19 protein-coding genes are annotated in these 21,622 nt (G+C 72.5%); 6 read left to right on the top strand and 13 right to left on the bottom strand.

The window, feature by feature from the left end; translation table 11 throughout:
• Positions 1 to 66 precede the first annotated feature (66 nt).
• The 8 genes from ACFZB9_RS29775 to ACFZB9_RS29740 all read right to left on the bottom strand — a co-directional run bounded on the left by ACFZB9_RS29775 (position 67) and on the right by ACFZB9_RS29740 (position 9,751).
• Positions 67 to 1,164: a hypothetical protein gene (locus ACFZB9_RS29775; protein ID WP_391452273.1), complete on the bottom strand. Its 1,098-nt coding sequence runs from the start codon at positions 1,162 to 1,164 to the stop codon at positions 67 to 69.
• Positions 1,161 to 2,006: a hypothetical protein gene (locus ACFZB9_RS29770; protein ID WP_391452271.1), complete on the bottom strand. Its 846-nt coding sequence runs from the start codon at positions 2,004 to 2,006 to the stop codon at positions 1,161 to 1,163. Before ACFZB9_RS29770 ends, ACFZB9_RS29775 begins: the two co-directional genes overlap by 4 nt.
• The gene (locus ACFZB9_RS29765; RefSeq protein ID WP_391452269.1) at positions 2,003 to 2,890 is read right to left on the bottom strand and encodes a hypothetical protein; all 888 of its coding nucleotides are present in this window, start codon (positions 2,888 to 2,890) and stop codon (positions 2,003 to 2,005) included. The genes ACFZB9_RS29770 and ACFZB9_RS29765 overlap by 4 nt, the downstream gene beginning before the upstream one ends.
• Entirely contained in the window at positions 2,883 to 3,617 is a 735-nt protein-coding gene (locus tag ACFZB9_RS29760; protein WP_391452267.1) for a hypothetical protein, read from the bottom strand. The genes ACFZB9_RS29765 and ACFZB9_RS29760 overlap by 8 nt, the downstream gene beginning before the upstream one ends.
• Before the next feature lie 325 nt (positions 3,618 to 3,942).
• A complete protein-coding gene (locus ACFZB9_RS29755) occupies positions 3,943 to 4,830 on the bottom strand; it encodes an LLM class flavin-dependent oxidoreductase (protein WP_391452265.1) in 888 nt (295 codons plus the stop codon).
• 174 nt (positions 4,831 to 5,004) lie between these two features.
• The gene (locus ACFZB9_RS29750; protein ID WP_391452263.1) at positions 5,005 to 5,289 is read right to left on the bottom strand and encodes a hypothetical protein; all 285 of its coding nucleotides are present in this window, start codon (positions 5,287 to 5,289) and stop codon (positions 5,005 to 5,007) included.
• On the bottom strand, positions 5,289 to 9,026 hold the full coding sequence (locus tag ACFZB9_RS29745; protein ID WP_391452261.1) for an RHS repeat-associated core domain-containing protein: 3,738 nt from the start codon (positions 9,024 to 9,026) through the stop codon (positions 5,289 to 5,291). The genes ACFZB9_RS29750 and ACFZB9_RS29745 overlap by 1 nt, the downstream gene beginning before the upstream one ends.
• Complete coding sequence (locus tag ACFZB9_RS29740; protein WP_391452259.1) at positions 9,023 to 9,751, bottom strand: WXG100 family type VII secretion target; 729 nt, start codon at positions 9,749 to 9,751, stop codon at positions 9,023 to 9,025. The genes ACFZB9_RS29745 and ACFZB9_RS29740 overlap by 4 nt, the downstream gene beginning before the upstream one ends.
• Before the next feature lie 355 nt (positions 9,752 to 10,106).
• Between ACFZB9_RS29740 and ACFZB9_RS29735 the strand changes: the two genes are divergently transcribed.
• From ACFZB9_RS29735 to ACFZB9_RS29715, 5 genes are all read left to right on the top strand, one after another.
• Entirely contained in the window at positions 10,107 to 10,856 is a 750-nt protein-coding gene (locus tag ACFZB9_RS29735; protein ID WP_391452257.1) for a CPBP family intramembrane glutamic endopeptidase, read from the top strand.
• Positions 10,853 to 12,181 (top strand): histidine kinase, encoded by a 1,329-nt coding sequence (locus ACFZB9_RS29730; RefSeq protein ID WP_391452255.1) that lies wholly within the window; start codon positions 10,853 to 10,855, stop codon positions 12,179 to 12,181. Before ACFZB9_RS29735 ends, ACFZB9_RS29730 begins: the two co-directional genes overlap by 4 nt.
• A complete protein-coding gene (locus ACFZB9_RS29725; protein ID WP_391452254.1) occupies positions 12,121 to 12,765 on the top strand; it encodes a response regulator in 645 nt (214 codons plus the stop codon). Before ACFZB9_RS29730 ends, ACFZB9_RS29725 begins: the two co-directional genes overlap by 61 nt.
• 147 nt (positions 12,766 to 12,912) lie before the next feature.
• Positions 12,913 to 14,979, top strand: coding sequence for a phosphocholine-specific phospholipase C (locus tag ACFZB9_RS29720; RefSeq protein WP_391452253.1), 2,067 nt, complete (start codon positions 12,913 to 12,915; stop codon positions 14,977 to 14,979).
• Between the two features lie 136 nt (positions 14,980 to 15,115).
• The gene (locus ACFZB9_RS29715; RefSeq protein ID WP_391452251.1) at positions 15,116 to 15,301 is read left to right on the top strand and encodes a hypothetical protein; all 186 of its coding nucleotides are present in this window, start codon (positions 15,116 to 15,118) and stop codon (positions 15,299 to 15,301) included.
• 68 nt (positions 15,302 to 15,369) lie between these two features.
• Here the strand turns inward: ACFZB9_RS29715 and ACFZB9_RS29710 are convergent, their stop codons facing one another.
• The 4 genes from ACFZB9_RS29710 to ACFZB9_RS29695 all read right to left on the bottom strand — a co-directional run bounded on the left by ACFZB9_RS29710 (position 15,370) and on the right by ACFZB9_RS29695 (position 19,554).
• Complete coding sequence (locus ACFZB9_RS29710; protein WP_391452249.1) at positions 15,370 to 16,560, bottom strand: serine hydrolase domain-containing protein; 1,191 nt, start codon at positions 16,558 to 16,560, stop codon at positions 15,370 to 15,372.
• Between the two features lie 122 nt (positions 16,561 to 16,682).
• Complete coding sequence (locus ACFZB9_RS29705) at positions 16,683 to 18,017, bottom strand: MAB_1171c family putative transporter (RefSeq protein ID WP_391452248.1); 1,335 nt, start codon at positions 18,015 to 18,017, stop codon at positions 16,683 to 16,685.
• A 73-nt stretch (positions 18,018 to 18,090) separates the two neighbouring features.
• A complete protein-coding gene (locus ACFZB9_RS29700) occupies positions 18,091 to 18,720 on the bottom strand; it encodes a hypothetical protein (RefSeq protein WP_391452246.1) in 630 nt (209 codons plus the stop codon).
• 195 nt (positions 18,721 to 18,915) lie between these two features.
• Positions 18,916 to 19,554 carry a helix-turn-helix domain-containing protein gene (locus tag ACFZB9_RS29695; RefSeq protein ID WP_391452245.1) on the bottom strand — a complete coding sequence of 213 codons (639 nt, stop codon included), beginning with the start codon at positions 19,552 to 19,554 and terminating at the stop codon, positions 18,916 to 18,918.
• A gap of 320 nt (positions 19,555 to 19,874) precedes the next feature.
• Between ACFZB9_RS29695 and ACFZB9_RS29690 the strand changes: the two genes are divergently transcribed.
• On the top strand, positions 19,875 to 20,732 hold the full coding sequence (locus ACFZB9_RS29690; protein ID WP_391452243.1) for an HAD family hydrolase: 858 nt from the start codon (positions 19,875 to 19,877) through the stop codon (positions 20,730 to 20,732).
• Positions 20,733 to 20,766: 34 nt separating this feature from the next.
• Here ACFZB9_RS29690 and ACFZB9_RS29685 read toward each other — a convergent pair whose 3' ends face one another.
• Positions 20,767 to 21,588 (bottom strand): phosphate ABC transporter ATP-binding protein, encoded by an 822-nt coding sequence (locus ACFZB9_RS29685; protein ID WP_391452241.1) that lies wholly within the window; start codon positions 21,586 to 21,588, stop codon positions 20,767 to 20,769.
• Between the last annotated feature and the right edge of the window lie 34 nt (positions 21,589 to 21,622).

The raw sequence follows: 21,622 nt of genomic DNA, 5'->3' as shown, positions 1-21,622 counted from the left end.
CGGACGACCCCTAGGGGTCGTCCGCTGCCGACCGGCCCGTCCGCTGCTGACTCGCCGTCGGGCGCGCTATTCGAGCAGGTCCGCCTGCAGGCCCGCCACTTGACGGAAGGCCTGCTCGGGCACGCCGTGCGGATTGGTCATCAGCACGGTGACCACGACGTCGCCCGCCTCCAGGTAGGCGATCTCACCGGTCGGCGCCTGCGAACCCTGCCGGGGCGCGGTCCGGACGCAGTCGTTGGAGACGACGCTGCCGCTCACCGGCAGGTCGCTCGCGGAGACCGCGTGCGGGATCGCCTTCGGGCTGCCGCCGTCGTTCAGCGCCCCGTAGAAGGTGTCGCCCTCGCTCGACGAGCCGAACCGGAGCAGCCAGATCTCGGTGCGGGTGCCGTCCTTGGCGGTCCAGACGCGGGTGGCGGCGGCGCGGCAGGCGTTGGTGGTGAGCAGGGTCGGCAGGTTGGCGGCGTCGTCGTGGAGCTTGGCGTAGTCGGCGCAGGAGGTCGTGACGGGGGCGGGGGTGGTGGGCGTGCTCGGGGCAGGTGTGCTCGGGGCCAGCGTGCTCGGGGCGGGGGTGCTCGGGGCCGACGTGCTCGGGGCCGGCGTGCTCGGGGCCGGCGAGATGTCCGCGATGTTGGCGACGCCGGACGGGCTCGCCGTGGTGGTGGGGCTCGCGGCGGCGGTCGGACTCTGGCTCGGGGCGGGGCTGTTGCGGGTCGGGCCCGTGCCCTCGACCGAGACGGCCTCCTTCGGGGCCGGCAACAGGAGCCGGCTCAGATCCGCGTAGTGCCGCTGGTGCGCCTGCGGGGCGGCCGGGGACGGCATGCCGGCCGGCAGCCGAGGCAGCGACAGCGCGGCGAAGGTGTAGCGGCCGTCGCCCGGGGTGGCCAGGCCGGGGATGTCGGTGCGCTGCGGTGCCATGACCGCGAAGGCCGTGCCGGTGGCGCCGGACAGCAGGAGCAGCGCGGCCGCGCTCCAGCGCAGCACCGTGGCCCGCCCGGGGCGGCGGCGCGGGGCCTCGGTGGCGGCGAGCGGGTCGATGGCGAACTGGGTGGGGGGTGTCCAGGGCTCGGCGGGGTCGGGGTCCGCGGGGGCGGGGTCGGTGGGAGTGGGGTCGGCGAGGTCGGGGTCTGCGGGGGCGGGCTCAGGAGTGGTGCTCTGCTCGGTCATGCGGATGCTCCGGGAATGGCCAGCCGCTCCAGCTGCTGACGGAAGATGGACACGGCCTCGCTCTTCGGAAGCGGCGCGACTCCTTCGACGTGCATGCTCACCAGCAGGTCGCCGACGCCGGCGGTGCACTCCAGGTCGTCGAGCGGCGCACCGGGGTCGAGCGGCGGCAGGAAGCAGTGCGCGTCCGAGTACCCCGGCACGGAAGGCCCCTGGCGGAACACTCCGGTGTCCGAGAGCGCCCCCATGACGGCGTTCTCCGCCTCCACCGCGTGCTGGTTGAACTGGTCGAGCCAGAGCGTCGCGACCATCTTCCCGTCCGCGGAAAGGTAGCTGCGCACGCCCGCGCCCTTGCGGCCCTCGGCGCGCAGGGCCGCCTTCACCTGGTCGCGCTTCTCCTTGGGCAGATCCTTGACCCGCTCGTCCAGGTAGGAGTTGAGCTGGTCCGGCGTCAGGCTGGTGTCGTCGCCGTAGTCGCCTTCGTCCGGGCCCAGTTGGTAGCCGATCGGCAACGGCAGCAGCAGATCGCGCAGCGAGCCGAAGTGCGAACCGTTCGACCAGGCACCGTAGTTCGGTGACGCGTTCGGGCTGGGCGCTGCTGCCGCGCCGGCCGGGGCGGCGGCGACCGGGGCGGGCGCGTCGTCGTACCTGACCTTGATGACGGCGACCCCGATGCCCGCACCGACGAGCACCGCGGCGGCCACGGCGGCCGTCGCGCGCAGCACGAAGCGGGCGCGCGGGGTTGCGGGTGGGGCGGTGGGTGGGGTTGCGGGGACGGGCGGGTCGACCAGGGCTTCCGGGGTCGGAGCCTCCGGGGCCGTCCGGAGATTGTCGAGGTCGCTCACGCCAGCCGCTCCCACTGCTGCTTGGCCAGATCCCTGACCACGTCCGCACTCACCTGGGCGTCACCGAACGCCTCCACGCTCACCACCACATCGCCTCGCCGGGTCACCGCGCGACCGTGGTAGAAGGACATGGTGGTGTCGGCATAGGTCTGCTGCTTTGCGGGGGCCTCGTAGCTACCCTCCATGCCACCGCCGAACGCCGTGCCGGTGAAGCGCAGCGAACTCATGGCCGCCAGCGCCGAGTAGGACTTGTCGGTGAAGTACTGGATCAGTTGGACCCGGTACTTCACGCCGTCCTTCTGCCAGGAGTTGACCGCCGCCCGACGGAATCCGTTGGTGGCCAGCTGCGCGAAGTTGTCAGCCGAGTGGGAGGTCTCCATGGCGAGTTCGCTGATGCTCTCCCAGTCCCCGGCGTCCGCGAGGCCGAAGTCGTCCCAGTCCTGGGCGTCGCCCGGCTTGGGCAGCAGCAGCGGACGGAGATCGCCGTCGATGGCCAGCGGCCGGGGGGCGATCGCCGCCGAGTCCTGGAGGCTGAGGTGGGCCGCCGGGTAGGCGGGGGCCGCCGCCGGCAGCAGGGCGGGCAGCGGCGTCGGCGGGCGGTACTGCTGGACCGCGTAGCCGATGCCGCCGCCCAGCAGCGGGCCGAGCAGCAGGGCAGCGACCAGCAGCAGCGCGGTCCGCGGGCGACGGGCGGGGGAGGGCTCGTCCGCCGGATCGGCCATCGGCCCGGCGATCGGCCCGGCGATCGGCCCGGCGATCGCCTCGTCAGGCGCGGCAGCGGGAGAGGCGTCGGCGGGCTCGGGGGCGGGGGTGCTCAGGGCGGGCTCCAGCGCGGTGGGAACGGGGGTCGGGGGCGGACCGCTGAGGTCCCCGGGCTCAGCCACCGGTGACCAGCCGATCGCGCTGACGCTTCATCACATCGGCGAGCAGCGCCTTGTCCGGATCGCCCTTCACCGAGACCTTCACCTCGTACTCGACGTCGCCGACACAGCTGACGCCGACCAGGCCACCGGTGTACGCCTGCTGCTCCGGCTTGAAGACAAAGCCCCGGGCCTCGCTGTCGCCGTCCACGCCCGTCGCCTGGCCGTCGCCGTAACTGGCGCCCTGCAGAAAGGCCTTGGCGTTGTCGGCCGAGGAGAAGCGCATCAACCGGGCCGTCACCTCCGCCTTCCCGTCGGCGGTGCGGTAGTCGCGGTAGACCGCCTCCTGGTAGCCGTAGGAGTCCAGGACGGCCTTGAGCCCGGCAGCGTTCGCGTACTCCTTGGCCAGGTCGTCCATGCTGACCGCGACGCCGTCCGGCGAGCCGTACGACTCGCCGCCGTCGGGGATCGGCAGCAGGAAGAACCGCAGGTCACCGCCGTGCGTCGCACCGTTGACCGTGCCGTGCAGCGTGCTGGTGGGCGCCGGGGCGAGGGTGACGGTGGGCAGCGGCACCGGGGTCGGGCTGGCGCTCGGCCCCGGACCGGCGTCCGGATCCGGGCTCGGGGCGGAGCTCGCGCCGGCCGCGGCCGCCCGGGAGTGCGGGTGGTCGGGCCTGCCGACCGCCACGGTGACGGTGGCACTGGCCGCGGTCACCACGAGCAGGCCGAGGGTGGCCAGCGTGACGGCCACCGCCCGAGGCCGTCGGCGAGCCGCAGCGGGAACCTCCGCCGCCGGTTCCGACGCCCCTGCCGGCGCGAGTTCGGCCACGGGTGGTGTGCCTGCTGACTCGTGATCAGTGGCGTTTTCGGGCGCGGACAAAAGACTCCCCCAAGGAGTGAAGCACCGTCAGGCACCAGGAATTATGAGAGTTCGGCGTGGACTGCCTCAACGCGACAATCCACGCCTCTCCCCTCATAACTTCACCAATCAGACACGTCGTGATCGAACCGCAACCGTTCGCCCACCCGCGTCCCCCTCGGCGCTCCCCTCGGCGCTCCCACGACGCTCCCCTGGTTCAGCCGAGCTGGGCCAGGCCCTCGGTGGCGATCCGCTCGAAGACGGCGAAGTCGCTCGCGAAGATCGAGTCCGGCACCGGCCAGTGGATCACCAGCTCGGTGATGCCGATCTCCTGGTACGTCCCCGCCCAGTCCACGAACGCGTCCAGCGATCCGAGCGGCCGCTCCGCCGTGGACCCCTGCAGCAGCACCTTCTCCAGCTCGGCCACATCCCGCCCCCGCGCCTCGCAGGCGGCCCGCAGCTTGGCCAGCTGCGCCTCGATCACCGCGGGCGCCTGCTCCACCGGCACGTCGCCGGGCCCGCGCGGGTCGCCGTACGTCACCCAGCCCTGCCCGTACTCCGCCGCCAGCCGCAGCCCTCGCGGCCCGGTCGCCGCCACGTAGAAGGGCACCCGGGGCCGCTGCACGCAGCCGGGGATGTTGCGCGCCTCGACCGCCGAGTAGTACCGGCCCTCACTGGTGGTCGCGTCCTCGGTGAGCAGCTCGTCCAACAGCGGCAGGAACTCCCCGAACCGGTCGGCCCGCTCCTTGCCCGACCACGCCTCCTGCCCCATCGCCGTCGCGTCGAACCCCATTCCGCCGGCCCCGATCCCCACCGTCAGCCGGCCGCCCGAGATGTCGTCGACGGTCAGCAGCTCCTTCGCCAGGGTGACCGGGTGACGGAAGTTGGGCGAGGTCACGAGCGTGCCCAACCGGATCCGGCTGGTGGCGGTCGCGGCCGCGGTCAGGGTCGGGACCGCCCCGAACCACGGCTCGTCGCGGAAGGACCGCCAGGAGAGGTGGTCATAGGTGTACGCGGCATGGAAGCCGAGGTCCTCGGCCTGCTGCCAGATCTTCTGACCCTCGGACCAGCGGTGGATGGGGAGGATCACGGTGCTCAGTCGCATGCCCCTGACCCTACGCGCGAAATGCCGGGGGACTTTCGGACCACTTGCGGAACACGCCCCGGGCTCGGCCGGCGTAATGCCATGAGCACGTTGAGCAAGCGAGGACTCGCCGCGCTGGTCGACGAGGTGACGGTCGACACCTACGACGATCGGTCCGGTCGGTGTTCCGGATCGTCAGTCCGTGTAGAAATACGCCCCATCCGCGATCTCGTCCACGGCTTCCTCGCCGATCCGGTCCTCCAGAGCGTCACAGACAACTGTCCTGAGGTCAGCGATCCGCCGCAGCACGTTCCGGTCGACGATGTACTGCAACAGGATTTCCGGGCTCTTTCCGCCGGTCCCGATCCGCGACAGGATGCGGTCGAGCGACACGACGTACTCGTTGAGGTCCCGAACCGCGTTCACCATATCGGCCAGCGGGATCTCCACCGTTCCTTCGCCGGGTACCGACTCGGTCATCAACGCACCGCCCTGATGTTGGAAACCTTGAGGTTGCCCGTCGCGGTCCATTCGTGGATTCCCATTGTCGGATTGTACTCCTTGGTGATCCGGTCGGCTGGGACGTCGAATTCGAGCACGTGCCGTCCTCGCCCCCGCCCGATGCCCAGCTTGGCTTCTGCATCGGTGGGGCTCCAGGGCTTCCCCTTCGCCGGGACCATGAACACCTTGTTCTGATCGCTGGCCCGAACTTCACCCGATGCCATGATTCCGCGCTTGCCGGCACTGTTCGTGTAGTGCCGCATGCGAATTGTCGGGGGTTCTTCCTCCTCTTCGGGCTTTCCGTCATTGTGCGGCGACAGCCCGAGCGGGTCGGCCCAGGTGTGGGGGTTGTGAACGTAGGTATCCGGGTTGGGGTCGGGGGCCAGGCCGAGCGGATCGGGGCTGGTGTAGCGGGCGGCCTCCGGGTCGTAATAGCGGTGGAGGTTGTAATGGAGCCGGGTTTCGGGATCGAAGTACTGCCCGGGGAAGCGGAGCGGGGTGTAAGTGCTGCTGTCGCTCGGCCAGGTTGTGTGGCCCCAGAGGGTCGGCGTGGTGCGCCAGGCGATGGTGCCGGTGGCGGGGTCGACGAGTTCGGTGGGGGTGCCGACCAGGTCGGTGACGATCGCGAAGAACCGGCGATCGGTCTGGTCCTGGGTGGTGATCGTCTCGCTCTGTGCCAGCGGTTGGAAGGCCTGGTGGTCCCAGCTGAGCGTGTGCGGGCCCGGGAGGTACGGGGCATGCGTGGTCTGCTCGGCGAGGGTCACGCCATCCCACGTGAAGTCGGTCCGCTCCAGAACGGTGGTGCCGTCCTCGGCCAGCCGCTGCTTGGCGATGCGGCGGTCGAACGGGTCGTACCGGTAACGCCAGCGGGTGCCGTCAGGAGTTGTGACCTCCGTGAGGCGGTCCTCAGCGTCCCAGGTGTAGCGCCAGGTGTCGGGTTTGCGGGAGAGGCGGGTGACCTGGCGGAGGGTGATGCGGCCGGCAGCGTCGTGCTCGTAGCGGACGCGGCCGGCAGTGGCGAGCCGGGTGCCGGTGTACGTGCGGGTACCGAGGGCGGACCGGGTGGCGCCGGTGGCGGGCCAGTCGGCAGAACTCAGGTTGCCTGCCAGGTCGTACGCGTAGGACTCGGTCCAGTCGGCGGCGCGTACCGAGGTCACCCGACCGGCCCGGTCGAGCTCGAACGTGCGGCCTCCGGCGAGCTGGTCCTCAACCTTGGTGAGGCTGCCATCCGCCCGATAGCCGTAGGCACGCCGGTGCAGAACCCCGTGGCGCCCCCGCAGGGTCTGGGTGGTGAGGCGGTCGCGGTCGTCCCAGACGCTGGCAAGGGTGAAGTGCTCGGCAACGGTGCGCTGCTGCTCGCGGCCGGCAGCGTCGTAGCTGAAGTCGATGGCGCCGGACGTGGTGGCGAGCACAGCGGGCCGGCCGGCCTGGTCGTAGGCCCAGTCGCTGGTGTGGCCGCCCGGGGTTGTGCGTCGGGTGCGGCGCGAAAGGGCGTCGTAACCAACCCTGAGGGTAAGCCCGTTGACGGTCTCGGTGAGCAGGTTCCCCAGGGCGTCGACCGTACGGATCAAGTCGGCGTCGGGGCTGGTGGCCCGGACGAGCAGTCCTGCGGGGTTGTAGGCGTAGGTGGTCGTGCGACCGTCGGCGTCCTTGGCCACCGGACGCCCCGACCTGTCGTACCTGTAGCGGCTGACCTGTCCCAAGGGGTTGGTGATCGACAGGGTCTGCCCGGCCGCGTCCAGCTCGTAGGCGATGCTCCGGCCCCCGAAGTCGGTCTCTCCGGTGAGCCGTCCGGCCGCGTCGTAGGCGTAGGTCCAGCGCTGGCCGAGCGCGTTGGTGACAGCGACCAACTGCATATCGGCGTCGTGGGTGAAGGCGACACGGGCACCGTCAGGAGTGGTCCTCGCCGCGAGGGTCTCGAAGTGGGTGTACTCGAAAGTGGTGACCTGGCCGATCTCGTCGGTGTGACTGAGCTGGTTCCCCTCACCGTCGTGGGTCCACGACTCGGTGCTGCCGTCCGCAGCGGTACGCGTGGCCGGGTAGCCCTCCACGGTCCAGGTCATGCGTGTGGCTGAGCCGAGCGGATCGATCACCGCTGTGGTGCGACCGAAGGCGTCGCGCTCGTAGCGGGTGACTGCTCCCGTCGGATCGGTGACAGCCGCCGGCAGCCCGGCCGGGTCGCAGGACACCACTGTGGTGTTTCCGAGCGCATCGGTGAGGGATGCGAGGTGGCCGAGTTCGTCGTAGCCGTAGCGAGTGACGGCGCCGAGCGGATCGGTCGCCTCGGTGCGGCTCCCGGCTTCGTCGTAACTGAATCGCCAGGTCCCGCGCCCTGGTTCGGTGATCTCTGCAGGCAGGCTCAACCCGGCCGTGTACGCCACCGTCACCTGCTCGCCGTCGGGGCGGGTGACCGTGATCAGGTCGCCAGCGCCGTCGTAGTCGTAGCGGGTGGTGCGGCCCAGGGGGTCGGTCTCGGCCAACAGGCGGTCGTAGGCGTCGCGTTCGTAGTGGGTGGTGTGGCCGAGGGGGTCGGTGACGGCGGTGATCTGAGCGTGTTCGTTGACGGTGTACGTGGTGGTGTGGCCCAGGGCGTTGGTCTCGGTGTGGGTCTTGAGACCGGTGACCGGGTCCGGATCGCCATAGGTGAAGCGGAACTTGAGGGAGCCGTCGGCGCCGCCCTCGTCGATGACGCGGTCGAGGTGGTCGTAGACGTAGAGGTACTGGGAGTCGTTGCGGTCGGTCCAGGAGAGGATGCGGCCGCCGGCGTCGTTGGCGAAGCGCATGGGCTTGCCGGAGGAGTTGTAGACGCTGGTCAGGTGGCCGCCGGTGTAGCCGTAGCGCAGCAGGAGGGCGTCGTGGCCGTCCGGGCCGGCGGCGGCCAGGCGCAGGGCGGTGATGCGGTCGTTGTCGACGGTGACCAGGAGGCGGTAGCCGCCGGAGTGGGTGATGGACTGCGGGACGCCGTCGAGGTCGTAGGCGAGGTCGTAGTGGCGGCCGGAGCGGTCCCGGACCCGGGTGAGCAGGGCCTCGGTACCGCCGGGTTCGAGGGTGAACTCGCGGATCAGGCCGGTGGCGCGGTCGGTGAGGGTGTAGCCGCCGGGGGCGAGTGCCAGGTCGCGGCGCTCGCCCGCGCTCGCCTGGACCGGATCGCCCGGTTCGGGGTGGGGGTAGGCCTGGGTGCGGCGGTCGGCGCCGATGTGGACCACGCCCTCGGCGTCGATCTCCAGGCGCTCGTCGAAGGTGCAGACCCAGCGGCGGCCCATCCAGCGCCCGGCCTGGTAGCCGGACTCGAAGTTGCGGGTGAAGAGCAGCGGCAGCGAGCCGGGCAGCGAGGCGTCCACCTGGTCGATGAACATCCGCCCGGTGGCCATGTCGACGGGCTCACCGCCCGGGCAGACCGCGTCCTCCTTGCGGCCGGCCTCGCGCGGGTTCGCCGCCTGCCGGCGACCGGCGCCCTCGTCCCCCGGCTTGGAGCGGCCACCGCCCTCGCCCGGCAGGTGCGGCTCGTGCGGTTCGTCGTGCTTGGCGTCGCCCATGATCTTCTTCAGCGCCGACTCGTGCTCGGCGTCCGCGTCCGCGGTGCGCTTGGCCACGGTCTTCAGCTTGGAGCCGGCCGAGTGGTAGAAGTCCTTGACCGTCTTGCTCGCGTCCTCGGCCAGCGTCTTGCCCAGCCGCTTGGCGCCGTCCTCCAGCGCTTTGACGATCCGGTTGCTCATGTGAAGTCCACCCCCGTCAGCCGGCCCTTCAGCAGTTGGGCGTGGCCCTCGACCTCCTGGGCGTGCGAGGTCACGGTGTCGGCGTGGTCCTCCAGCGCCTTCGGGTCGATCATGAAGCCGCTGCCGCCAGGTCCGGCGCTGCCCGAGACGCCCAGCACGCCTTCGAGCGCCTCGAAGGCGAAGCCGCTGACCGCCTTGCTCACGATGTCCACCAGCGGACCGATCGCGGCCTCGATCACCTCGCCGATGATGTACTGCTCGAGCTGCTGCTCCAGGTAGTCGGTGATGTGCTCCGCGCCTTCGACGATCAGCGCCATGCCGGCCTCCGCCAGCCCCAGCGTCATCACCGAGGCCGCCTGGTCGGCCGCGAACGTCACGGCCAGCCCGCCGAGTTCACCGATCGCCTGCCACTTCATCGCCACGATCGTGTCGGCCGCGGCGTCCAGCGCCGTCGCCACCGCGTGGCAGGCGTTCACCAGGTCGGTCATGTGGGTGGACGACAGCTTCGCCCAGTTCGCCACCAGCGTCTCGTAGGAGGCGCCCTGGTAGCTGGCGGCCATCTGGTTGACCGTGGCCGTCGCCTTCTGGTGCGTGCCGTCCACGCTGTCCGCGAACTCACGGATGTGGGAGGCCATCTCGCGGACCTTGTCCTCGTTCACGTTCGGCCAGTTCACCCCGATGAACTGGAGCATCGAGACGACTTCGCCGGGTAGTTCGATCGCCATGTTTCCCCCGTCCAGTCACATGTGCGAAGCAGACGCTAGTCCAGGACGGTGACAGGGCGAAGGGCTTTGCCGACCTTCACACAATCGGAGTGCCACGTGAGGAGGTGGACGGCGAGGAGGGTGGCCGGGGAGGAAGGTGGACGGGGAGGAAGGTGGACGGCGAGGAAGGTGGACAAAAGTGCACCTGCGCACGTGGAGGTAGCCGCAGGGTGCCGGGCGCGGGCCTGCGGCATCGTCAGAGGTGCCGATCAGGGCATTCGACGAGGGGGGCACATTGTCCGGGACCATGCAGGCAGCGCGGGGCGTTGCCACGACCGGGGCCGTGCCGCGGTCCCGCTTCTGGCGGACGACCGCCGTGTTCACGATCGCGACCTGGCTCGGCGCCGGCGCCCTGCTGGCGCTCCAGCCGGTCGTCCACCTCGACCCTCAGCTCCTGATGCTGCCCCAGTTCGGGCCGAGCATCGGGGTGCTGGTGGTCCTGGCGGCCCGCCGCCGGAAGACCCGGACGGAACCGTACCGGCCCGCGCCCGCCCCGGTGGTGTCGCTGCGGGTGACCCGGTCGGTGCTCGCCCGCGTCGGCGTGGGGGCCGGCCTGCTGGGCGCGGTGTTCGCGCTCTGCCTCGGTGCTCTGCCCCTGGCGGGCCGACCGGTTCACCTGGCGGGTCCCGGGTCGTTCGCCCATCCCTTCTGGCTGATCGCCGCGCTTCAGCTCCTCGGCGCGTGCGGCGAGGAGCTGGGCTGGCGGGTCTTCCTGCAGCGCCACCTGGAGACGCGGCTGCCCCGCGTGCTGTCGGCAGCCGTCGTCGGCGTGCTGTGGGGGACCTGGCACGTGCAGTACTACGCGTTCGGCCTCGCGTTCGTGACCGCGTTCCTGGTGATGACGGTGGCGGTCTCCGTCGTCATGGGCGAGCTCATCGGGGGCGCTGGCGCCGGGGCACTGCTGGTCGCCGGTGCCTTCCACTGGCTGCTGAACCTGGGCACGCTGACGCTGCTCGACTGTGAACAGGGGAGTCTGGTCAACATGGTGATACTCGCCGGTGGTTCGGTCCTCGCCGCGATCTCGGTTCACCAGGTCGCGGGCCGATACCGGAGGATGTCCCGGTGAAGAGTTCCGCGAACCGGGTCGCCGGCGACGACTGGCGCGCCCGCCTGGCCGCGCCGGGCCACGGCCTGCTGCTCTCCGGCCTGGCGTTCGTCGAGGCCACGGTGGCGTTCGCGATCGCCGCGGCCAGTCTGCTGCTGGGCTCCGGCATCGGCTTCTACCTGCTGCCGCCCGCCCTCCACCGGCTGCGCGAGGTGGCCGCGACGGCACGCGCCCGGGCCGGGCGCTTCGGCGGTCCGGTGATCCCCGCGCCCTACCGTCCCCTGCCGCCGCCCCGGGCCGGGCTCCGCGGCCGGATCCAGTACAGCCGGGCGCTGTTGAACGATCCGGCCACCCTGCGGGACCTGTGCTGGTCGATGACCGACCCCTGCATCGGGGGAGGGCTCGCGGCGGCGCCCGCGGCGCTGATCGGGTACGGCGTCTTCGGGGCCTTCGTCCAGCCCTTCGTCTGGCAGCCGATCGACCGGGCCGGCGGCAGCAACTGGTACACCGCCGTCCACGTGCACTCCACCGCGACCGCGCTCGCCGCCGTCCCCATCGGTCTCGCCCTGATCGCCACCGGCCTGTTCGCCGGGCCGCCGGTGCTGCGGCTGCACGCCCGGTGGACCGCGCTGCTGCTGGCGCCGTCCCGCTCCGCGCGGCTGCACCAGCGCGTCACCCAGCTCGCCGACACCCGTGCCGATGCCGTGGACACCCAGGCCGCGGAGCTGCGCCGGATCGAGCGCGACCTGCACGACGGCGCGCAGGCCCGCCTGGTCGCCGTGGGGATGAGCCTGGGCAACGCCGAAGACCTGATCGGCGCCGATCCCGAGGCGGCCCGGGCGCTGGTGGTCTCCGCCCGTGAGGCGTCGTCAAAGGCGCTGGAGGAGATGCGGAACCTGGTGCGCGGCATCCATCCGCCCGTCCTCGCCGACCGCGGGATCGCCGACGCCGTCCGCGCACTCGCGCTCGACGCCCTGCTGGACGTCGAGGTGCGGGCGCAGCTGGCAGGGCGGCCGGCCGCGCCGATCGAGTCCGCCGCGTACTTCGCGGTCAGCGAGCTGCTCGCCAACGCGGCCAAGCACAGCGGCGCGAGCCGGGTGGACATCGTCATAGGCCACCGGGACGGCGCGCTGACCGTCGAGGTCACCGACGACGGCCAAGGTGGCGCCGATCCCGCCCTCGGTACCGGCCTGCGCGGCGTCGGGCGCCGACTGGCCGCCTTCGACGGCACCCTGACCGTGGCCAGCCCGCGCGGCGGCCCGACCGGCATCCTCCTGGAGATCCCATGCGCGTTGTCCTCGCCGAAGACCTCTTCATCCTGCGAGACGGACTGGTCCGCACGCTGATCGAGCACGGCTTCGAGGTCGTGGCGGCCGTGGACAACGGCCCTTCGCTGCGCAAGGCCCTGATCGACCACCGGCCGGACATCGCGGTCGTCGACGTACGGCTGCCGCCCTCCTACACCGACGAAGGGCTGCAGGTCGCCCTCGAAGCGCGCCGCCGCACGCCCGGCCTGCCGGTGCTGGTGCTCTCGCAGTACGTCGAACAGCTCTACGCCCGCGAGCTGCTGGCCGACGAGGCCGGCGCGGTCGGCTATCTGCTCAAGGACCGGGTCTCGAACATCGGTCAGTTCGTCGACGCGGTCACCCGGGTCGCCGCCGGGGGCACGGTGATGGACCCGTACGTCATCTCCAAGCTCCTGACGCGCGGCGATGCCCGGGGCCGCACCGCCGAACTCAGCCCGCGGGAGCGCGAAGTCCTCGAACTCATGGCGGAGGGCCGCTCGAACGCGGCGATCAGCCAGCGGCTGGGCGTCACGATGAGCGCCGTGACCAAGCACACCGGCGCCATCTTCGACAAGCTGGGGCTGCCGCCCTCCGACGACGACAACCGCCGGGTGCTCGCCGTGCTGGCCTACCTCAACCGCTGAACGCCACCGCGGGATCCACCGCGGGATCCGCCGCCGACGGAAGGTTTCCGCGAAATCTCCCCGCGTTCCGCCGTGAGTTCTTGGCCGACTCATGACACTGTCTCAGCACTCGTGCCGCTCCGGGGCACCGTACGGGACAGGACTGCCATGAGCGCTATCAATCGTCGACGGTTCATCCAAATGGCCGGTGGAACGGCTGCGTTGTCCGCGCTTTCGACCAGCATCGCGCGGGCCGCCGAGATCCCGGCGCACCGCCGTACCGGCAGCCTGCAGGACGTCGAGCACATCGTCGTCCTGATGCAGGAGAACCGTTCCTTCGACCACTACTTCGGGACGCTGCGCGGCGTACGGGGCTTCGGGGACCCGCGCCCGGTGACGCTGCCGAGCGGCAAGCCGGTCTGGTACCAGTCGGACGGCGCCAAGGACGTGCTGCCGTTCCGGCCGAGCGCCGACCGGCTCGGGCTGCAGTTCCTGCAGGACCTCGCGCACGACTGGAACAGCAGCCACCAGGCCCGCAACCAGGGCCGGTACGACCAGTGGGTGCCCGCCAAGACCGCCACCACGATGGCCTACCTCACCCGCGAGGACATCCCGTTCCACTACGCGCTGGCCGACGCGTTCACCATCTGCGACGCCTACCACTGCTCGCTGATCGGCCCCACCGACCCCAACCGCTACTACATGTGGAGCGGCTACGTCGGCAACGACGGGCGCGGCGGCGGCCCGGTGGTCACCAACGCCGAGGCCGGCTACTCGTGGACCACCTACCCCGAGCGCCTGGAGCAGGCCGGGGTCTCCTGGCGGATCTACCAGGACGTGGGCAACGGGCTGGACGCGAACGGTGGTTGGGGCTGGATAGAGGATGCCTACCGGGGCAACTACGGGGACAACTCGTTGCTCTACTTCAACCAGTACCGCAACGCCAAGCCCGGCGAGCCGCTCTACGACAAGGCCCGGACAGGCACCAACGCCCAGGGCGGCGAGGGCCTCTTCGACCGGCTCAGGGCGGACGTGACGGGCGGCCGGCTGCCCCAGGTCTCCTGGATCGTGGCGCCCGAGGCGTTCACCGAGCACCCGAACTGGCCGGCCAACTACGGCGCCTGGTACGTCTCCCAGGTGCTGGAGGCGCTCACCGCCGACCCCGACGTGTGGAGCCGCACGGCGCTGCTCATCACCTACGACGAGAACGACGGCTTCTTCGACCACGTGGTGCCGCCGTTCCCGCCCGCCTCGCCGGCCCAGGGGCACTCCACCGTCGACACCACCGGGGAGCTCTTCACCCCGGCCGCGGGCGACCCCAGCACCGCCGGACCGTACGGCCTGGGGCAGCGGGTGCCGATGCTCGTCGTCTCGCCCTGGAGCAAGGGCGGTTCGGTCTGCTCGCAGACCTTCGACCACACCTCGATCATCCAGTTCATCGAGCGCCGGTTCGGGGTGCACGAGCCGAACATCTCGCCCTGGCGCCGCACCGTCTGCGGCGACCTGACCTCGGCCTTCGACTTCCGCAGCCCGGACGCCCGGGTGCCCGGGCTGCCCGACACCAGCGGCTACCTGCCGCCGGACGACAACCGGCACCCCGACTACAAGCCGGTGCCGCCCGCCGACCCGCAACTGCCCCGCCAGGAGCGCGGGCTGCGACCGGCGCGGGCGCTGCCGTACACCCTGGAGGCCGACGGGCGGATCGGCGCCGACGGACGGCTGCGGATCGACTTCGCCAGCCGCGGCCGGGCCGGTGCCCACTTCCTGGTGACCTCCCAGTCGCAGCCGGACGGCCCGTGGAGCTACACCGTGGAGGCCGGGCGCGAGCTGTCGGCCGACTGGAGCCTGCCGGCGGACCCGCCGGACGGCTACGACTTCACCGTGCACGGCCCCAACGGCTTCCAGCGCCGGCTCACCGGCCGCCCCGGCAGCCCGGGGGTGACGGTGACCGCCTGCCAGGACGGCAGCAGCGGGCGGCTGGAGGTGACCCTGACCAACGACGGGCCCGGCACCGTCCGGCTCACCGTCACCGACGGCTACGGCAAGGAGCAGCCCGCGCAGTACCGGCTGCGGGCGGGCGCGCACACCACGCACCAGGCGCACACCGGGCAGAGCAACGGCTGGTACGACCTCACGGTCACCGCCGACCAGGACTCCGCTTTCCTGCGCCGGCTGGCCGGCCACCTGGAGACCGGGGCGGCGAGCACCAGCGACCCGGCGATGGCCACCGACTGAGCGACGGGCGGGCCCGGGGCGTGTCCAACGGAGCCGGGACCAAGGAAGACTGGGGCGCATGAGCGAAGCGAGCGAGCAACCGGCCACGGACGGGTTCGAGCGGTTCCGCATGCTGTGCCCCACCTGTAGTCAGGGGGTGCGCACACGGGCCCGGACGGGGGCCAGGGCGATGGTCCGCCACGACGGGCGGCACGTCATCGCCCTCGGCACCACGTACGTGGGCGAGACCTGCGCGGACTGCGACGGTGCGGGGTGGCTGCCGCTGGGCTCCGGGGACTGGTGGGGCCGGCCCGAAGAGGAGCCCGGGCTGGGGCTGGTCTGACAGGCCCCGGCCCGGGCTGAGCGGCCCGGGCCCGGCGGCCCGGGCCCGCCGGGCCCGGGGCGGGCCGCTCAGGTGCAGAAGACCGCCTGCTGGGCCGCCCCGAGGGCGCTGGAGACCGGGACCGGGCGCTGGTGCAGCAGGTCCTGGCCGAGGTCGAAGACATTGCCGGCCAGGACCAGCTGGCGGGAGTCGTCGGCCGCGGTGACCGAGACGCTGGTGAAGCCCGGGCCGCCGCCGTCGGTCTCCCAGACGGCCACCTGGCGGCCGCCGCCGCAGTCGATGCGCCGGCCGGTGACGCCGAGCGCGTACCCGTCCGCGCCCGGGGCGCTCGCGGGGGTCTCCAGCTCGCGCTGCTCGGCCGGGGGCAGCAGGCGGCCGCCGAACAGCGCCCGGTCGAAGGTGGCGAGGTCGCCGAGCGTGGAGATCATCGCGCCCGCGGTCCAGTCGTAGGAGGGGCTGAAGGTGGTCATGTCCTGGCCCGCCAGGTCGTAGCCGTGCAGGTGGGGGCCGTGGATGTGCGGGTCGGTGAGCGGCAGTGCGGTGTGGGTCAGGCCGAGCGGGACCAGGATCCGCGAGGTGATCTCCTGCCTGGCGCTGTGGCCGGTGACCGCCTCGATGACCAGCCCGGCGATCAGGTAGTTGGTGTTGGAGTAGTCCCACTTCGTGCCCGGCGCGAAGAGCGGCGGGTGGGCGACGGCGACGGCGACCACCTGGCGCGGTGCGTAGACGTAGCCGCGGTCGTGCTGCTGCAGGTAGGGCGCGAAGAAGGCGGGGTCGGTGGTCGGGTCGTAGATCCCGCTGGTGTTGTCGAGCAGTTGACGCACGGTGATGGCGGAGCCGTCGTTGCCCGCGCCCTGGACCACGCCGGGCAGCCGGCGCTGCACCGGGTCGTCCAGGCCGAGCCGGTGCTCGCCGACCAGCTGGAGCAGCACGGTGGCGACGAAGGACTTGGTGTTGCTGGCGATCCGGAACCGGTCGGTGGCCCGCGCCGGGCGCCCGGTGGCCTTGTCGGCGACGCCCGCGGCGGCGGTGGAGACCTGCTCGCCCCGGCGGCCGTAGGCGATCACGCCGGGGTAGCCGTCGGCCACCGCCCGGTCGGCGGCGGTGCTCAGCACGGCCGGGAGGCCCTCGGGTGCGGCCGGGGCCGGGCTCGCCGCCATCGCGCCGGTGGCGGCGCACAGCGTGGCGGCCAGGGTGGTGGCCAGGCCGATGGTCACCGTGGTGATCGCCGCGGTCACCGCGGGCCGGGTTCTGCGCATGCTCGACACCTCGTCAACGCCGTTACTGGTGGCTCCAGGCTGGCAGCGGCCGACGGGCGGGGCCATGGGGCGGGCCCCCGGGCGACGGGTGGGGCAGACCCCCCTGGGGCCTGGGCCGTGTCCTACGGCCCGGCGGTGGGCTGCGGGCTCTCGGCGCGGGTGAAGGCGTCCGCGGCCGGGGAGTGGTAGGCGGCCGCGAGGCGCAGCAGGCGGCGGGTCTCGGTCTCGAAGTCCAGGTCCGCGAAGCCGGCCGCCGCCGTCAGCTCGGGCACGTCCGGCGCGGCGCCGGTGGCCGGGAGGCGCCCGGCCAGCCGCTGCGCGCAAGTGGCCCGCAGCCAGAACGCCTCGGCCAGCGCCTCGCCCGACACCGCGTCACTCGCCGCGTCACTCGCCAGGTCACCCGCCGTGTCACCCGCCGTGTCACCCGCCACGTCGCTCGCCGCGGCCGACCGGTCCGCCCGGGCGCGCAGCTCGTCGTCGGCGTGGCCGGCCAGCACCAGGGCGGCGTCCCGGATCTCGATCACCCGGCGGTGCAGCAGCACCCGCGGGCTGCGCCCGAGCGGGGCGGTCAGCACCACCTCGGGCACCGCCGCGGTGAGCGAGGCCCACAGCGGCCGCAGCCGGCGCACCGTGCGCCAGGCCCGCAGCGTGGCGAGCGCGACCCCGACCGCCGGGATCGAACTGCCGAGCAGGACGAGCGCGATCGCCAGCCACTCGATGCCGTACAGCAGCGAGGCGGGCACGAACATCGGCCGCGCGTCGAGCTCCAGCAGCACCTGGCAGACCCGCAGCACGGAGTAGCCGAGCCCGGCCGCCGTGCCCGCCGCCAGCACCCGCAGCCCGCTGCGCAGCCAGCCGGCCCCGGCCCGGCGCGCGTAGGTGCCGAAGAGCCAGCTGGCCACGCCCATCGCGGAGCCGAGGTAGCCGGCCACGATCAGCGCGTACAGCGCGGCCGGCACCGAGCCCGGGTAGGCCTGGTAGAAGTCGGTGACCTCGCCGCCCTGCCGGATCAGCGCGAAGCAGACGACCAGGCCGGCCTGGGCCGCGAGCAGCACGACCAGCTGCGGCCGGCGCAGCCGGGGGGCCAGCTCGGGCCGGGCGGTCTCGGCGACGAAGGCGACCATCGCCGCGCAGGCGACCAGGCCGATCACATGCTTGATCGGGACCACGACGTTGGGCAGACCGGTGGTCGTGTCGACCCAGGCGGTCAGGCCCGGCAGGCCCAGGGTGACCATGATCGTCACGCCGGCGAAGGCGGTCCAGAGCATCCGCTGGCGCGGGTTGCGCACGGCCGCCGGCAGCCGCCAGACGGTCACCAGCCAGAGCATGGCCAGGACCACCACGTGGGTGAGCGGCAGCGGCGTGTCGGCGGCGGGTCCGGCGGCGAGCGGGCCGTGGAGCGCGAGCCGGTCGTGGAGCGCGAGCGGGCCGAGGAGGGCGAGCGGCGGGCAGGTCATGAGTGAGGCCGGATCCAGGAGGGAAGCGAACAGCGGAGGTGATCAGCGGTGGGCGGTCAGGTGCGGCGGGCGGTCAGGTGCGGCGGGCCGGGTGGCCGAGGGCGTCGTTGAGTCGGGACAGCACCTCGGTGGAGCAGGGCGAGACGGCCTCGGCACCGACCCGGGTGGCGCGCTCCAGGATCAGGGTGGCGAGCGACTCCGCGTCGGCCTCCTGGCGGCTTCCGTAGCCGTCGCGGGCCAGCAGCGCCATCAGCCGGTCGGTGGCCAGGCCCAGCTCCAGGTCCGCGGCCCGGTCGGCCGCCTCGGCCTCGATCGCGGCGACGGCCGCGGTGGCGATCTCCCGCACCGTCTCGGGTGACGGCGCGGGACCGGCCGACTCGGCGGAGACGAGGCCGGCCAGCGAGCCCGCCTCGGGGGAGACATGGTCGAGCAGCATGTGCGAGATCTCGTGCAGCACGATCTGGGTCTTCAGGATCGGTGCCGCCCCCGCCTCGTAGAAGACCAGGTCGGCGGTCTCCAGGCTGACCCAGAGTCCGCACGGCAGGTCGGCGCCGGCGGCGTTCTCCACCGGCACCAGGTGCAGCGGGCGGCCGCGATCAGCCGCGATGCCCGCGCAGAACTCGGTGAGGTCGAAGGGGGTGGGCACGACCAGCCGGTCCGCCAGATCGGACAACTCGGACCGGGGCTGCCTGCGCCATCTCATGGCCGCCTGCCCTCTCCACTGTCGCCGTGCCGCCGCTCGACCGCCGCAGCCCGCCGGCCGCTCCCGGACGATCGAGCCTGTAGCTTAAACGCTCCGTGGAGCGACGGTCACGTGTGCCGCTGTGCAGGTGCGGTGCGGGCCGCGCCCCGCTTCCTTCACCGGGGGCGAGGGCCGCGCGAACGGCGAGAGCGCAGGTCAGTGGCCCCGTCCGCGACCGCGCTTGGTGCGGCCCACCTCGGGCAGGCCCTCCACCGCCCGGACCTGGTCGACGATCGCCCGCAGGCCCTTGAGGGCGCGCGGCGACAGGCCGGCCAGCCGGAAGGCGACCGCGCGGATGTCACTGTCCGCGAGCACGTCGGCGAGTTCGTCGGCAGGAGTGGGTGCCTGGGTCGGCGAAGGAGTCGGCGAAGCGGCCGGCGCCGGGCGCGCGGCCGGGCTCGATGCGGCGCTGGCAGCGCTCCCACCAGCCGTTTCGGCCGGGTCGGCACCGCTGCCCCGGCCGCCGGTGCCGGCCCCCGACTTCAGCTCGCGCACCCTGGCGTCCACCCGCTCGGCCACCGTGTCGTCCAGGAAGTAGCCGACCGGCACCCCGAAGAAGGCCGCGACGGCCTCCAGGGTCTTCACGGTCGGGTTGGTCTTGGCGCCGGTCCGGATCTGCTGGAGCGTGCCGTGCGAGACGGTCGGGCCGTCGGGCCCGGCCTGGTCGCGGATCGCCTGCGCCACCTCGTGGTAGCTGAAGGGGCCACGACCGGCGGGATGGATCTCCTGGAAGAGGTGGTCGAGTCTCGCCGCGATGGTGCGCCGGCGGTCCTCGGCCTGCTCGGGCATCGACATCGCCACTCCCTGATCCCCCGATCCGCGGGGCACACCGCGACCCACCCCTGCGCTCCGGCACTTGACGCTGTTCGTGTTGAAGGCCCCAGTATCCACTGAAATGGACGGCGCAGGCGAGCGAACGGAAAACTCCCTGGTCAGAGTGACTCTCAGTTATCACGGTTGACAGCCCAGGGAGGGTTCAGCGTATGTTCAGCGCATGCCGTCCAACAAAATAGACGGCACTGGGACGGCGCGCGGTCACACGGGGGTTGACCGCGCGCCGTCAGCCTTTTGGCGCCGTACCCGGGAGCCCGTAGGGCACCTGCGAGGATGGACGCGTGACCCAGGCAGCCGCACGCCCCCGACTGATCGCCACCGACCTCGACGGCACCCTGCTGTGCAAGGGCGGCTCCGTCTCCGCGCGGACCGCCGCCGCGCTGACGGCCGCCGAGGAGGCCGGGATCGAGGTGGTCTTCGTCACCGGCCGCCCGCCGCGCTGGCTGCGGCTGCTGGGCGAGCACATCGGCGGCCACGGGGTGGCGATCTGCTCCAACGGCGGGGCGGTCTTCGACGTGCGGCGCGAGCGGCTGCTGGAGACCTTCCCGCTCGCCGCCGCCGACGCCCGCACGGTGGTCGCCCGGCTGCGCGAGCGGGTGCCCGGCACGGCCTTCGCCTTCGAGTCCGCGGCCGGTCTGACCCGCGAGCCGCAGTACGAGGCCCTGATGTGGGGCGACGACGAGGCCTTCGCCGTAGCCCCGGCACAGGACCTGCTGGCCGAGGCCACCGCGACCGGCTCCGCGGGCGCGGCGGTGGGCTGCTACAAGATCCTGGCCAAGCACCCGGAGCTCGACCCCGACAGCTACCTCGCCGAGGCCCGCGCGGCCATCGGCGAACTGGCCGAGATCACCCGCTCCAGCCCGATCACGCTGCTGGAGATCAGCGCGGGCGGCGTCACCAAGGCCAGCACGCTGGCCCGCTGGTGCGCCGAGCGGGGGATCGACCGCAGCGAGGTGGTCGCCTTCGGCGACATGCCCAACGACCTGGAGATGCTCGCCTGGGCCGGCACCTCCTACGCGGTGGCCAACGCGCACCCCGAGGTGCTGGCCGCCGTCGCCCAGCACACCCTGAGCAACCAGGACGACGGCGTGGCCCGGGTGATCGAGGACCTCATCACCCGGGCCACCGCCTCCTTCTGATACATCGACACCTGCCGAGGCACCGCCGGTCCGGTCAGCCGAAGCGGCCGTTGACGTAGTCGGCGGTGCGCTGGTCGACCGGATCGGTGAACAGCTGCTCGGTCGGGCCCGCCTCGACGATCCGGCCCGGAGTGTCGTGGGTGGCCAGGAAGAACGCGCAGGACTGCGAAACCCGCTGCGCCTGCTGCATGTTGTGGGTGACGATGACGATGGTCAGCCGCCCGCGCAGCTCGGCGATGGTCTCCTCCACCCGGCGGGTGGAGGTGGGGTCCAGCGCCGAACACGGCTCGTCCATCAGCAGGATCTCCGGCTCGACCGCCAACGAGCGGGCGATGCACAGCCGTTGCTGCTGACCACCGGAGAGCGCACCACCTGGGGTGCCGAGCCGGCTGCTCACCTCGTGCCACAGCCCGGCCCGGCGCAGGCTCTCCTCGATCAGGTGCTCGCGGTGCTCCCGGCCGACCTTGATGCCGGCCAGCTTCAGCCCGCTGGCCACGTTGTCGGCGATCGACATCCCCGGGAACGGGTTGGGGCGCTGGAAGACCATGCCGATCCGGCGGCGCACCTCGGCGGGCCGGCGGCCGTGCGCGTAGACGTCCTCGCCCTCCAGCAGGACCTCGCCGGCCAGTTGGGCGCCGCGGACCATCTCGTGCATCCGGTTGAGGATGCGCAGGAAGGTGGACTTGCCGCAGCCGGAGGGCCCGATCAGCGCGGTGACCTCGCCGGCCGCCATGGTGAGCGAGACCCGCTCCAGCACCTTGTGCGAGCCGAACCAGGCGGAGATGTCCCGGCTCTCCAGGCCGCGGAGCCGGGCCGGCTCCGCCGCCAGGGGCTCCCGGGGGACGGTGGTGGTCATCGGAGGGGTCCTTTCGGATGACTGCACAGGCGCG

The sequence above is a fragment of the Kitasatospora sp. NPDC008050 genome (genome assembly GCF_042957465.1).
Lineage (GTDB): Bacteria > Actinomycetota > Actinomycetes > Streptomycetales > Streptomycetaceae > Kitasatospora.
This window is presented reverse-complemented; position numbering and strand designations above follow the sequence as displayed.